A 13,481-nucleotide genomic window follows, 5' to 3' on the forward strand; every position below is an offset into this window, starting at 1 on the left:
GAGTGGCAGGCAAGACGGAAGATACGGGACCAGAAAAGGAGCAGTGGTAATGGGCCAGAAATTTGTACTCGTAGGTGATATAGGAACCGACCATGATGGTTTTCCCCCTACGCCCGTCATTGCGGGTAGTGGCACGGTCATCATGGATGGCAAGCCGGTGGCCCGAGTAGGTGACCCGTTAGAGCCTCACGATAAGCCCAATCACCCCCCGCACCCACGGGCGATAGCCCAGGGTTCCGGCACGATTCTTATTGACGGCAAGCCAGCTGCTTTAACAGGTCATGCGGTCGATTGCGGTGGTGTCGTCATTGGTTCAGGTTCAGGAGAGGGCAGTTAAGATGGCAAGCACAGGATTGCAATTTACCCTGACGTTACCCGGCGTTGATGATATCGCGGTGATCGATTTTACCCACCGCGAAGCGCTCTCCCAGCCTTTTGAATTGGTGCTCAACCTGGCCAGCCGCGATGGCCGGCTGGACGCCGCCGAGCTGCTGGACCGCGAAGCCACCCTGACCGTTTGGCAGGATGGTGAAGCGTTGCGTCATGTGCACGGTATCGTTAGCGAGTTTGGTCGCGGCGACCGCGGCCATCGACGCACTTTTTACTCCCTGGTGCTGCGCCCGGCGCTCTGGCGGCTTTCGTTGCGCCACAACTCGCGTATCTTCCAGAAAGTCGACCCGCTGACCATCATCAATACCCTGTGCGACGAACGTGGCATTACCGACGTGGCCTTCGCCGTCACCCGCGAGCTGCCCGAGCGCGAATACTGCGTGCAGTACCGCGAGACTGACCTGGCATTTATCGAGCGCCTGGCTGCCGAAGAAGGGCTGTTCTACTTCCATGAATTTGAAGAGAGCGCCCACCGGCTGGTATTCGCCGATGACCCTCAAGTGCTGGCGAATGTAGGCGAGCGCACTTACCACAGCCGCGCCGGCGGCACCGCGCCCACGCGCCATGTGCGCAAGCTCAGCCACACCGCCCGCGTAGCGGCGGCCACTGCCACCCTGAAAGACTACAGCTTCAAGAATCCGGCCTACGCCCAACTGCACGAACACCTGGGCCGCGACGTGGAAGCCCACGGCCAGCAGACCGACTACGAGCACTTCGATTACCCCGGCCGCTACAAGCAGGACGCCTCGGGCCAGCCGTTTACCCGCATCCGCCTGGAAGAGCTGCGCCGCGAAGCGATCACCGCGAATGCCGAAAGCGACCTGCCCGAACTTGCCCCCGGCGTACGCTTTAGCCTGACCGGTCACGACACGCAAAGCCTTAACCGCGACTGGCAAGTGGTGGCCGTACACCACGTAGGCGAGCAGCCCCAGGCGCTGGAAGAAGATGGTATGACGCACAGCGATGCCAGCGGCATGACGCGCTATTTCAACCAGGTCACCCTCATGCCCGGCGACGCCCCTTGGCGTGCCACGCCCAATCCCAAACCGCGCGTTGATGGCCCCCAAGTCGCGTTTGTGGTCGGCCCGGAAGGCGAAGAGATCTACTGCGATGAACACGGCCGCGTAAAAGTTCAGTTCCCCTGGGACCGCTACGCCGAGCCCAATGAAACCGCCAGCTGCTGGGTGCGTGTGGCTCAGAGCTGGGCGGGTGGTGGCTACGGCAGCATTGCCATACCGCGCATCGGCCACGAGGTGATCGTCTCGTTTCTGGAAGGCGACCCGGACCAGCCGCTGGTCACCGGACGTACCTATCACGCCGTCAACACCGCGCCGTACTCGCTGCCCGAACACAAGACGCGTACGGTGCTGCGCACCCAGAGCCACAAGGCCGAAGGCTTTAACGAGCTGCGCTTTGAGGACGAAGCCGGTGAAGAGCAGATCTGGCTTCACGCCCAGAAAGACCTGGAGCTGTTAACGCTCAACGACCGCACCGAAGAGATCCTGAACGACAGCCACCTCAAGGTACACAACGACCGTATCAGCGAAATTGACAACGACGACCACCACACGGTGCACGGTAATCGCTACAGCCAGGTGGACGGCGACGACCACCTGACCGTGAACGGCACCCGCCACGACAACATCGGCCAGGCGCAGTTGGTGGAAGCCGGGCAGGAGATTCACCACAAGGCCGGCATGAAGGTAGTGATCGAAGCCGGCGCCGAGATCACCCTGAAAGCCGGCGGCAGCTTCCTGAAAATCGACCCCAGCGGCGTCACTATTGTGGGCCCGCAGGTCAAGATCAACTCCGGGGGAAGCCCGGGCTCGGGGAGTGGGCAGGCGGCACAGGCGCCGCAGTTGCCGGGGCAGGCGGCCACGGAGACGCATGAGGATGTCACTATGGGGCCTATTGTGGGGCATCGCTTAGAGCAGGCAATGGTGGAGCATCAACCCTTAGTAGAGCTTTGCCAGAAACCGTCGAATGGTGGGCCGTGCCCGCTAGGTAAAGACTGCCCATGCGACGAAGGAGGAAGGGCAGCATGAGTGAGCTGCTGCCTGCTTCACGTATAGAGGGCGTTGAACCTAACCACGCATTGTCTTGCTGGCTGGTGGTAGATCGTTACCCAGAAACGTTAGAGCGCATCTACCAGTTAGAGCCATCGCCACAACTGACGTATTTATTTCACGAAACTAAATACGCCTCCCTGGACGAATACAGCCCTCTGGTTGTTCGTATTGAGCGAGGAAGTGCGCTTTGGCTTGCCTATTCGCAACAGCAGGATACCGCTGTTAGCCAAGGCGTTTTGATAATGAGCGAGGAAACAGAACAAGCCGTACTGAAACATCTTCGTCAACGTCTCGAAATTCACTTCTATGGATCTCGAAAAGCGTTATTTCGCTTTTATGATCCTTGTATTGCGGGCGTGTTTTTTAGCGCAGATTCGGTGATTGATAGATGGCTCGGCCCGCTGGAAAGGGTTGTTTGGTTCGGTGGCACCTGGGTTCAGATAGCAGAGCGTGGAAAACGGTGGTACAGCTGTGTGGGACAGCCACACCAGCAGCGAACAGAAGAGCAGTATGAAGATGAGGCGCCTTACAAGCTTTCACCACCGCAGGAAACGGCGATGGAAAACTTTGTATTAGTTCAGGCCGTCTGGCGTAAGTGGACTAAGCAAAAGAGAGCCAGGGAGTCTTCAGAAGAAGATATTACCTACTTTGCCCAACGAGTGTTGGCCGCTATGCGGCTTGAGCCTCCCCGCGAACATTTGCAAAAAGTGCTAGAGATTTTCCTAACCTTAACGCCCGGCGAATGGCTAGCAGGCGTAAGTGAGTTGCCAGCGGCTAATCGGCTGCAGGAAATCGAGCGGCGTGCAGAGAATACTTCCCAGTCAAAGACCAGGAGTTTCACCGTATGAGTGGTGTATTGGGTAACCCGGCCTGTGAAGGTGAAAAGCTATTTATTCAGGTAATGGGTAAAGATCATCCGGAAGGGCATGAGATCGTTATCGTCAATCAGCATAGCGGTGAACGCCTGGACGATTTTGGCGAGGCAGAAACAGAAAAGCTTTCCGACCCAACAAGTGTCCTGCACAAATGGTGTTGGCAAGGTTTGCAGCGTGTGGATGCACAGCTCCATATTGCCACTGAAGCAGGCGAGCCAATCAAGCTGCCCCTGTTAAAGTGGCTTTATAAAAATGAGCGCAAGCCCCGTTATCAAGACAATATTATCCAACCAGTCATGCCTATGGCATTGTTTCAAGAGGTGACTGGCGATACGCGGCATGCTTTACCTCTACGCTCTGGCTATCTCTATATTTACTTTGAAGAGACGTTATGGCGTGAGCTGGAGGTCAGCGCCAATGATGAAGAGAGCAAATTAGAATTTCGTGATGTCCATGTGGCGGAGCATCGCAATGAGCTGGGACAACATCAACAGGATCGTCGGCCTGCTGTTGGTGTTCCGCTAGAGGAAGTCTGGCTTCCTTACCGCCAGGAAGAGCGGGCCATTGATGGTCAACTGCGCGTTGCCTTTTCTGAAGTGCAGTTGTCTGCCGCCCGTTTAAATTACCTAGAAACAGATCAACAGGCGCGTTTAACGCGGTGCCAATCAATTAATTTATCGAGTAGCAACAATTTTCCCTCTTTAGGTATGCTCTACCTGCTTGAAGGAAACAGCGAACAGCGTTTGCGGTTACCTTTCTTGGAAGAAAATATTGCTTTTCCGAGCCAGCTGACCAGCGACCTTGAAGGCAGTTTTCTGCAACAGTTACGCGATCAAGCGGCTCAAGAGCTGCAGGTATTTGACGCGGGGGGAGAACAGGCACGCGCATCGGCTGATGCTGAAATGGCGCGTGCTCAAGGCCAGTCTTCATCTCCGCTCTATCTGCAGGCATTCGCACGGTTGGCAGCTCTTGGCGCGCGTTTGCAACAAGAAAGCGGCGATGAAAAAGCTGACAATATCTGGCAGGAGCCGCTGGGGAGTACCTCCAACTGCTTAAGTGATATAACAGAGCGCAATATTCCTGGATTAGTGATTCAAGACACGCTGTTTGAATTGCGCCATGCTATGCGCGGAACCCAATCCAGTTTAGGGTATCTACAGCAAATTCCATCACTAGCGGCAGAAGACGAGCTTTATGAATGTGCTGCGTTGGTCAATCAAACGATTCTGAAACAGCAGAACAGTTCAGGAGAAACCAACCCCCTCAACCGATTTGCGGATAAAGCCGACTTAAGTGATACGGGAGAGCTTCATCGCATCTTACGTGGCTCCCACAGGGCGCTGGCACGCTACCAGTTTGACGCTTACCAGCAACGTCTTTCTTCGCTGCTACTCAGCCGCCCCGGTACAGCGGTACTTGCCGATCTTTTAAGCCTTGAGGGGCACGATTACATTGGGGCATATTCGCTTACCCTTGATTTGCTGGAAGGCTTGCGTGAAAGCGCAGAGCGGGCTGATTCGCTTAATGACTCAACGCCCACCGCACTATCACGTGCGCAACAGCTATTGGTCAATATTCTAAGTGACAATAGCAATTACGCACTGCATGCCATGCTGTTCCCTAGCGATGAAAGCACCCCCTTAAACGCGCCGTTATCGTTACCGGAAGAGCCGGAAGAGGATGAAAACCGAGGCGATGGCCTAATCAGGCTGAAGGCGATATCAGAACAGCACCTGCTTGACCCGCCTACAGAAGACGACGATGTACAGCTGTTGGAAACCGCATGGTTGGCAGCGTTAGCCAGTGATGGCGGAGAAACTTTGTTAAGCCCTGAGCTAAAACGCTGGGGTGGGGTGGTTGATCTACTGTTCGGGCGGTTGGCTGAGCAAGTGGAAGTGCTGTTCGACCAAAGCGCTCAACAGGCCATTGTGCTACCGGTCGCACGATTAGCGCGCGTCGGTTTTCCAGAGCTGTATGGCCAATTGACAGCTACCCGCGGCGTTATACGTGAAGATGTTGTGATTCTCGGTGTGAAAGACAATGCGGGCCAGCTACGTAACGGCTTGACCGCTCAGGAACGCGATGCCACCCAACGGGGGGCACAAGCACAGGCGCGGCAAAGTTTTGAAAGCGCGGTGCGTGATGCGTCGGGTAAAACACTGACCCCAAGTCAGGCACGGCGTTTGGCCGCTGCGGCAGAAGCGGCCGGGCAGCAACACCTCACCGTGCTGGTGGCAGAAACAAATTCGAAAGCAGTACAGTTATCGCGACGAGCACGGCATCAACTGAGCTTCTCCAAAGCAACTGAAAGTTTGCGTTTGCCCTATTTAATTGCGGCGTTTGAGTTGTTTAATGTAAGACAGGAGTTGATAAGTTTAAATGTCAGTCAGTCTAGGCGGGGTCAAGCTGGGGCATTTAGTGCTGTTTTTGATTTAACTATTGCCTCTTCAAAAGCCGCTGAATTTTATGGTGAACGACATCAACGGCTACAGGTAGTCCGTGCTCGCGTAATTAGTCGCCACTTTCTTCTGGGAGATGCGCTTGTCCGCTCTCAGTCTAGTGTACTGGCTACTCTAGGAGGAAAATTAAAAGGTGCTGTATCCCTTGTCAATTTTGCTGGTGTACTGGCGGGTGCTGTTAGTTCAGTGCTGCTTGCATGGGATGCTTGGAATCGCTTTCAACATGGTAATGTGGGCGCAGGTATTGCGCTAAGCCTAGCATCTATTAGTAGCTTAGTGGTCGCTGGCAGCGCGCTATTTAAAACCAGCCCGTTGTGGTTAGGGCTAGGGCCGGTGGGCTGGATTGCATTAGGTTTGTCTCTGGCCGCCGCTCTGATTGCAATCAAGTTAACGGATAATGATATTGAGGAGTGGCTGCGGCTGGGCCCCTTTGGCACCAATGGCCGCTACGATTGGCGCAATGACCCGGCGGATGCGTTTGAGCGGTTGGTGAGCTTGTTTGCCAATATTCGTATCCGTGTAGAGCCTATTGGAGCAATGACCGCCGAGATGGTCGCAACGGATGGAGAGCAGCGGCCCGCCATTGGCATCCTTAGCCAATCACCTTCCCCTACCCACGCTGAAAACCTGATTGCCGAGCAGGCCGCCAATCGCTTTTCCGGCCCCATCGCCAATACGCGGGTGGTGGTCAACAGTAACTTGCCCGGTTTGGCGCCTGGCTGGGAGCAGGTAGCCCACTTCAGGTTTGAGCAAACCACCGAATACAAGCATGAATTCCGTAAGGATGGGTACTCTCAGTGGATAGAGGACGGTAAAGAACTGGGCGACATGGTGCAGCCGTTATTTGAACGTAGCACAACAGATGGGCGGGAGTACTATCTCTATACCCCTGTAACCACTACCCAGCCGGGGTCGTGGCGGAGTCGTGAGCGGCGTACCCAGCATAAACTAAAAGTACGTGTGCAGTGGCAGCGCCAAAACGAACGTCAAAATAGCGTCGAGTTACCGCGAATGTTACCAGCGCCTAAGCCGACCCAAACAGCCAGCGGGAATCCATTAATCCCAGACTTTACCCGTACACAACAACCCTATTGGGCCGATGAAATGACCCATCAGGATAACGAGAGTGCGAATGACTGATTTGACACCCATTACCTACGCTGAAACCGCGCATACCTCAGAGAAATTTTTATGGCCGCGCCCAGAGCCTTGCCACCACGGCAAGCGCTTTCGCTTATCCGCAGCTTCAGGGCAGCGGCTTGCGCCAAGAAATCCTACCATTAGTATACCTCCTGTTGCGAAAGGGCTTGAGTTAATTGCTCCTGCACAGTTACGAGATATTGAAAGTCAACCGGATTTCTCACCTCGCCCTAAAGGCTATCAACAATATCCAATAAGGATGGATGAAGAGTGCTTGCGTTACTCAAGCCAAACCAAAACTGATTTTATAATTGGAGTTGTTAAAGCTCTTGGTTTTGTAGGTTTAGTTTGGATGATGCCGGTTTGCATTTTAAGTATTGGTTTTATGTCCGCTTTTTATATCAGTAGTCATCCTGATTTATATTTTTGGCCTGATTTTTTTCGTTACTCCGGATGGGATATTGCTTTTTTTGCCTTGGCTTTTTCAATAATAGCTTGGGGTGGCGCAAGTCTAATCTACCGTTTATTTCCTGGCTTTTCAGCAGGCTACCAGCCAGGCCCTATGTGGGAGCTAAATCGGCGAACGGGGATGGTCACAGTCTTTGCAAATCCTGCTAAGAAAAGCACCGCTTGGAAGGTAGCCTATGAATTACCCTTCCATGAGTTTGATTGTTATCTACAAAGCTCGCCGACGCCCCAAGGCATTGCTCAATACAACCTAAGCCTTGTGCACTACAGCGTTGAGGCCCATGTCGCGCTAGTGGGCATGTTTGGGGTCACCAGCCGACAGGATCAATTGGCTGCCTGGGACATGGTGCAGCACTATATGGATACATCACAGTCTTTACCTGACATACCCGTTTTTGAAATGTACCGCTCTCTTGATCCTACAACAACCCAAGCGGACAAGGAGATAGGCCGCCCCCCCCGCTTTTGGCGGGATATGGATGATGAAACTTTCAATCAGAAAATAGTGGAGCTGCAAGACCGGCTTTCTGAATTTTATTTCGGTTAAGATTCTTTTATGCATTTGTGGTAGGGCGGTAAACTGATGTTATATAACCGCTCTGTCTACATGCTGATCTGCCTTTACATCATAACGATGCTCAATGACTGATTTGACACCCATTACCTACGCTGACACCGCGCATACTTTTGAGAAGTTCTTATGGCCGCGTTCAGAGCCCTGCCACCAAGGCAAACGCTTTCGCTTATCCGCGGCTTCGGGGCAGCGGCTTGCCTATCGCCGCCCAACGGAAGCCTTATTTCCCGCTCGAGAGCTGGTGGATATGCCACCTAAACGACTGCGTGAGCTGGAGCAGATGCCCAATCACTCGCCTCGGCCAAGTGATCGCCCTGAACATCCGCTACGGTGGGATGAAGAGTGTTTGCGATATACGAGTCAAACGAAAATTAATTTTTTTATTGGAGTTATTCGATCTCTTGGGATGGTGGGTTTTTTTTTGAGCCTCTTTGTTTTATGTATATCATTATTGTTAAGCCTTTTTTTTCCTTCTCAAAATATTAGTTTAAAAGAAGAGTTGATAGCTGTTTTTTTAAGCAATGGAATATATATAGTTCTTTCTTTATTAATGTGGGGAGGTTCAAGTCTACTTTATCGATTGTTTCCCGACTATACCTCTGGCTTCCAGCCAGGCCCTATGTGGGAGCTGAATCGACGTACGGGCATGGTGAAAGTATTTGCCAACTCAGCTAAGAAAAGCACCGCTTGGAAGGTCGCCCATGAACTACCCTTCCATGAGTTCGACTGCTATATACAAAGCTCACCGTCTTCCCAAGGCATTGCACAATACAATCTAAGCCTTGTGCACTACAGCGTTGAGGCCCATGTTGCACTAGTGGGCATGTTTGGGGTCACCAGTCGCCTGGATCAATTGGCTGCCTGGGATATGCTGCAGCGTTTTATGGATACTTCTCAGCCCTTGCCAGACTCCCCTCAGTGGGAGCAGTTCCGTCCGCTAGACCCCACCACCCTGGAGTGGGACAAAGAAATAGCGCGCCCACCCCGTTTTTGGCGGGATATGGATGATGAAGCGTTCAATCAGAAAATAGTGGAGCTGCAGGATCGCCTCTCGGCGTTTTATTTCGGTTAAGCTTCTTTTGTGTATTTGTGGCAGGGCGGTGGTTAACTGCAAGTAAATCGCTCTGCTAGCATGACAGCCTGTATTTATATAAGAACGATACAAAAATGACTGATTTGACACCCATTACCTACGCTGAAAGGTAATCCCCCCATTTATAACCGGAGCGATAAGTAGAGTTGGTTAGGCCGCCATGGCCACCTTCTGTTTCGGTGTTATCCCACCCAATGCCATGTTCGGTCGCTCGTGGTTGTACGTCCAGAGCCAGCGTGTGGCAAAATCCTGTACTTCAGCGATCGAGTCGAAAAGATAATGGCTCAACCAATCATAACGGACTGTTCGGTTGTAGCGTTCAACATAAGCATTCTGCTGCGGATTCCCCGGCTGGATATATCGAAGTTCAATGCCTTCCTGCCTTGCCCAGGTAACGAGCTTACCGCTGATGTATTCCGGGCCGTTGTCACAGCGAATGGCTTTTGGCTTGCCGCGCCATTCGATCAACTGCGTGAGAGAGCGTATTACGCGCTCTGCCGGCAGCGAGAAGTCTGCATCGATGATCAGACCTTCCCGGTTGTAGTCATCGAGCACGTTGAACAATCGATACGTTCGGCCGTCTGCCAACTGGTCGTGCATGAAGTCCATAGACCAACAGCCGTTCAGAACCTGCGGTACCGACAAGGGTTCCGGCTTTTTCCGCACCAGTCGCTTCTTGGGCTTGATCCGCAGGTTAAGCTCCAGCTCCCGGTAAATCCGGTAGATGCGCTTATGGTTCCAGCCGAAGCCCTTCACGTTGCGCAGATACAGGTAACACAGCCCAAACCCCCAGTTACGCTGGTTATGGGTTAAACGCACCAGCCAGTCGGCAATCACCGCGTTCTCATGGCTCAGCTTTGCCCGGTAGCGATAACAGGTCTCACTGATACCAAAGGCCACACAGGCCAGCCGTACACTGCAGCGATCGGCATCAACTGCATTTTTTGCCATCTCTCGGCGTTGAGATGGCTTTACCACTTTCCCTCAAGGGCCTCCTGGCGAAGCTCGGATTTCAAGCGCTCTTCGGCGTACATCTTCTTGAGCCGACGGTTTTCGTCTTCCAGGTCCTTGAGGCGCTTCATCATGGACGCGTCCATACCGCCATACTTCGAACGCCATTTATAAAACGTGGCACTGCTCATACCGTGCTCGCGGCAAAGTTCAGGAACCGGCACGCCAGATTCGGCTTGCTTCAGAATCGCCATGATCTGGCTGTCGGTAAAACGTGATTTTCGCATGTGGAATCTCCTGTCTGTTCAGAGTACAAAATTCCACTTATCACCGCGATTATTTTTCGGGGGGATTACCCTGTGACGTTTTTATTTTAAGAGTTATACATAACACACATTATCTATAGAGCACTTCGTATTTCTAGTCAATCTAATATAAAGAATATTTGGGGTGTGTTTTTTATTATTGATTGTTCTTTCATGATGGGGTATTAATTATTTTTTTGTCTTATGTTGGTAGTAATAATGCAGCTAGTTTGTGTTAGCGGGCTTTTTTGGTTAGGACTGTGCGAGGGTTAACGGTTCTGCGTTATGCTTTTTCTGACTATGTAAAGAAACGTTATGGAAGTTGATAAGCATAGGTTTTTAAAAGGTATTCAGAAAGTGCTAGGGCGGTAATCGTTGCTGCACAGAGGTTGTTCTTGGTGTTCTCTCTAAAGTCTTCTTATAAAATATCGCAGCGATTTCAAATTCGTTATTAGACGCTATACGGTAGCGTCTATATTGAATTGCCCCGTAAGCGCGTTAGCGGTTAGGTCGTTTCGCGTTAACCGCGTATTTCAGGCCTTGCTAGGGCGACGGCACTGCAGTACCAGGTACTCGTTTGTACGGCTCCGGGATGGGGCAGCGAATACTTTCGTGTGCTGCATTGAGTGGGTCTTCCCGCTTGGACGTGTATTGGATCAGTAAGGCCGTCACATATCACACAAACCCACTGTTCACTTCGCTGCTAGCCTGATGTATTCAAAGCATCCGCAAAGGGAGTATTGAATGCGATCAACGTATTTACATCAGCGGTTCACGGAGTGCGTACTTATCACCTTCATGTTGGCAGCTCTCGCCCTGATACTTTGGAAGCTCGTAGGGTTGCTGATCTTGATTTTTGGCGCGGTGGTGGGCGCCTGTGTTTTGCAAAGCTGCATGGCGCCACTACTAAACCGCGGCATGCCGCGCTGGCTATCGTTGCTTATTGTGTTGGTAGTGTTGTGCGGTGGATTGGGATTCATGAGTTGGGGGTTCGGGGCACAGATTGCTGCTGAAATGGAGTCGCTTACGACCATGCTGCCTGAGGCATGGGAACAACTACGAGAGCGCCTTGAAGATTCGCAGTTGGCACCCTTGATCGATAATGCCGTGGAAAATGCGGGAAGCATAATGCAAGGCGGTGTGTCTCAGGTCGGCATGATCGTGGTTTCAATGGGCGGCAGTATTATCAATTTGTTCGTGTTGATTGTTGGGATGGTCTATTTTGCGGCTCAGCCGGACTTATACCGCCGTGGTCTTTTATTACTGGCACCGGTTAAAAGCCGTCCGCGCTTGGGCGAGGCGTTGGATGCGAGTGGTAAGGCATTGCGCTATTGGCTAGGCGGTCAGGTAGTCGCCATGACGGTAACGGGCGTACTGGTGGGTATCAGCATGTGGCTGCTGGGCGTGCCAGCGCCATTAGGACTGGGACTAGTTGCCGGTCTTCTGGACTTTGTACCGTTGGTCGGCCCCATTGCCGCCGCTATTCCTGCCCTGCTGTTGGCGTATACGGTCAGCCCTGAGACGGCGCTCTTCGTATTGATGGCTTACGTTATTATTCAGCAGATTGAAGGTAATATTTTGCAGCCTTTGGTGCAGCAGCGTGCCGTCAGCCTGCCACCGGCGCTATTGTTGTTTGCGCTCCTTGCAAGCAGCACGTTGTTTGGCTTACCTGGCGTTATTTTGGCCGCACCCTTGGCGGTTGTTTTATTCGTAATGGTGAATCGTCTCTATGTGGCGCATGAAGACGACGATAAAAAAGAGCCGTAATTCTTCGTTAGCCCTGTAACGATTAGCCATAAATGATTTACCCCCTGTTGGCTGGGCGGTAAGCTTATAACGATTATCCACATCGACCAGAGCGCCTGCCTATCCACGGGCGCTTTTGGCGTTACCTATAGGTGAATTTATGTCGACGACGGCTGCCGCGACTCCGGCCAGTTATCGGGTACCACTACTGGCGACTGCGGCGATTGTATTAGGAGCGCTAATGATTGGCGTCATATTTGGCGCTAATACCGGTTTGCTAATGATTGTAGGCGGTCTGCTGGGCATGGTGTTGTATCACGCTGCCTTTGGGTTTACCTCTGCCTGGCGCGTGTTTATTACCGAGCGCCGCGGCCGCGGGCTGCGTGCGCAAATGGTGATGCTGGCCATTGCCGTGATGCTGTTTTTCCCAGCACTGGGTGCCGGTACATTGTTTGGTACGCCGGTGAGTGGTTTTGTCTCCCCTATCGGTATTTCCGTGCTGGTGGGCGCATTTCTTTTCGGGATTGGTATGCAGTTGGGCGGCGGGTGCGCTTCAGGCACGCTGTTTACGGCGGGTGGCGGTAATGCCCGTATGTTGATTACGCTTGTCTTCTTTATCATCGGTTCGGTAATTGGCTCGGCGCATTTTGCGTGGTGGCAGCGTTTGCCAGCGTTTGAGCCGATATCGTTGATTGATATTGCAGGTACGACGGGCGGTATCGCCATCAGCCTGGTACTGTTTGTGGCGATTGCGGTGTTTACCCTCGTGATGGAAAAGCGTCGTCATGGCCAACTTGAACAGGTACCCATGGTTGAGAAACCCGCTACTCTGCGCTGGTTAAGCGGGCCTTGGCCGTTATTGGCGGGTGCCGTGGCCTTGGCGCTGCTGAATTTCGCAACGCTTGCGCTAGCTGGTCGCCCGTGGGGCATTACGTCAGCCTTCGCACTTTGGGGGGCCAAGGTATATGAATTGTTCGGCGGTAGTGTAACGGGTTGGGGATATTGGCAGGCGCCAGGTAATGCGGCAGCGCTTGAAGCTAGCGTGTGGAGTGATATGACGACGGTCATGAACGTCGGTATTATGTTGGGTGCTTTAATGGCTGCACATTTGGCCGGTCGGTTTGCGCCTAATTTTAGAATCCCTCTGCGCTCGGTGGTGGCTGCGGTAATTGGTGGCCTAATGCTGGGTTATGGCGCGCGCCTGGCGTTTGGTTGCAACATCGGTGCTTACTTCAGTGGTATCGCGTCGGGTAGCTTGCACGGTTGGGTGTGGCTGGTGGCTGCCTTTGCGGGCAATATTGTCGGTGTGAAGCTGCGTCCGCTGTTCTTTACCGGTGAGGCGGGGCGCCAGCCAGCGGCAAAAACCTGCTAATTATAACGTATTGATTTTTAGCTGCCCCGGCAAATGTCG

Annotated in this window: 9 protein-coding genes; 8 read left to right on the forward strand and 1 reads right to left on the reverse strand. The window is 52.8% G+C overall.

Going from position 1 to position 13,481, the window contains the following annotated elements; genetic code table 11:
• The first annotated feature begins 49 nt into the window (after positions 1 to 49).
• The 6 genes from ACT3TY_RS14575 to ACT3TY_RS14600 all read left to right on the forward strand — a co-directional run bounded on the left by ACT3TY_RS14575 (position 50) and on the right by ACT3TY_RS14600 (position 9,047).
• On the forward strand, positions 50 to 337 hold the full coding sequence (locus tag ACT3TY_RS14575) for a type VI secretion system PAAR protein (protein ID WP_087105305.1): 288 nt from the start codon (positions 50 to 52) through the stop codon (positions 335 to 337).
• Between the two features lies 1 nt (position 338).
• Positions 339 to 2,435, forward strand: a complete 2,097-nt coding sequence (locus ACT3TY_RS14580; protein ID WP_444628727.1) for a type VI secretion system Vgr family protein — start codon at positions 339 to 341, stop codon at positions 2,433 to 2,435.
• Positions 2,432 to 3,307, forward strand: a complete 876-nt coding sequence (locus ACT3TY_RS14585) for a DUF4123 domain-containing protein (protein ID WP_444628728.1) — start codon at positions 2,432 to 2,434, stop codon at positions 3,305 to 3,307. Before ACT3TY_RS14580 ends, ACT3TY_RS14585 begins: the two co-directional genes overlap by 4 nt.
• Positions 3,304 to 6,933 carry a toxin VasX gene (locus tag ACT3TY_RS14590; protein ID WP_444628730.1) on the forward strand — a complete coding sequence of 1,210 codons (3,630 nt, stop codon included), beginning with the start codon at positions 3,304 to 3,306 and terminating at the stop codon, positions 6,931 to 6,933. Before ACT3TY_RS14585 ends, ACT3TY_RS14590 begins: the two co-directional genes overlap by 4 nt.
• Positions 6,926 to 7,948 (forward strand): hypothetical protein, encoded by a 1,023-nt coding sequence (locus ACT3TY_RS14595; protein ID WP_444628731.1) that lies wholly within the window; start codon positions 6,926 to 6,928, stop codon positions 7,946 to 7,948. The genes ACT3TY_RS14590 and ACT3TY_RS14595 overlap by 8 nt, the downstream gene beginning before the upstream one ends.
• 646 nt (positions 7,949 to 8,594) lie before the next feature.
• Complete coding sequence (locus ACT3TY_RS14600) at positions 8,595 to 9,047, forward strand: hypothetical protein (protein ID WP_444628732.1); 453 nt, start codon at positions 8,595 to 8,597, stop codon at positions 9,045 to 9,047.
• 171 nt (positions 9,048 to 9,218) lie between these two features.
• Here ACT3TY_RS14600 and ACT3TY_RS14605 read toward each other — a convergent pair.
• Positions 9,219 to 10,306, reverse strand: a protein-coding gene (locus tag ACT3TY_RS14605; protein ID WP_085942797.1) for an IS3 family transposase whose coding sequence is annotated in 2 segments (ribosomal slippage) — positions 9,219 to 10,051 and positions 10,051 to 10,306 — 1,089 coding nt in all. Because the reading frame shifts where the segments join, the coding sequence is not laid out codon by codon here.
• Positions 10,307 to 11,068: 762 nt separating this feature from the next.
• Between ACT3TY_RS14605 and ACT3TY_RS14610 the strand changes: the two genes are divergently transcribed.
• Together ACT3TY_RS14610 and ACT3TY_RS14615 are read left to right on the forward strand one after the other, a co-directional pair.
• Positions 11,069 to 12,091, forward strand: coding sequence for an AI-2E family transporter (locus ACT3TY_RS14610; RefSeq protein ID WP_444628733.1), 1,023 nt, complete (start codon positions 11,069 to 11,071; stop codon positions 12,089 to 12,091).
• A gap of 139 nt (positions 12,092 to 12,230) precedes the next feature.
• The gene (locus tag ACT3TY_RS14615) at positions 12,231 to 13,442 is read left to right on the forward strand and encodes a YeeE/YedE family protein (RefSeq protein WP_444628734.1); all 1,212 of its coding nucleotides are present in this window, start codon (positions 12,231 to 12,233) and stop codon (positions 13,440 to 13,442) included.
• The last annotated feature ends 39 nt before the right edge of the window (positions 13,443 to 13,481 follow it).

This window comes from Halomonas sp. AOP22-C1-8 (assembly GCF_052378905.1).
Classification (GTDB): domain Bacteria; phylum Pseudomonadota; class Gammaproteobacteria; order Pseudomonadales; family Halomonadaceae; genus Vreelandella; species Vreelandella citrativorans.

What these genes read in the sequence shown, in the direction of transcription:
- ACT3TY_RS14575 (WP_087105305.1), top strand. Translation starts at nt 50, where the DNA reads ATGGGCCAGAAATTTGTACTCGTAGGTGATATAGGAACCGACCATGAT.
- ACT3TY_RS14580 (WP_444628727.1), top strand. Translation starts at nt 339, where the DNA reads ATGGCAAGCACAGGATTGCAATTTACCCTGACGTTACCCGGCGTTGAT.
- ACT3TY_RS14585 (WP_444628728.1), top strand. Translation starts at nt 2,432, where the DNA reads ATGAGTGAGCTGCTGCCTGCTTCACGTATAGAGGGCGTTGAACCTAAC.
- ACT3TY_RS14590 (WP_444628730.1), top strand. Translation starts at nt 3,304, where the DNA reads ATGAGTGGTGTATTGGGTAACCCGGCCTGTGAAGGTGAAAAGCTATTT.
- ACT3TY_RS14595 (WP_444628731.1), top strand. Translation starts at nt 6,926, where the DNA reads ATGACTGATTTGACACCCATTACCTACGCTGAAACCGCGCATACCTCA.
- ACT3TY_RS14600 (WP_444628732.1), top strand. Translation starts at nt 8,595, where the DNA reads ATGTGGGAGCTGAATCGACGTACGGGCATGGTGAAAGTATTTGCCAAC.
- ACT3TY_RS14610 (WP_444628733.1), top strand. Translation starts at nt 11,069, where the DNA reads ATGCGATCAACGTATTTACATCAGCGGTTCACGGAGTGCGTACTTATC.
- ACT3TY_RS14615 (WP_444628734.1), top strand. Translation starts at nt 12,231, where the DNA reads ATGTCGACGACGGCTGCCGCGACTCCGGCCAGTTATCGGGTACCACTA.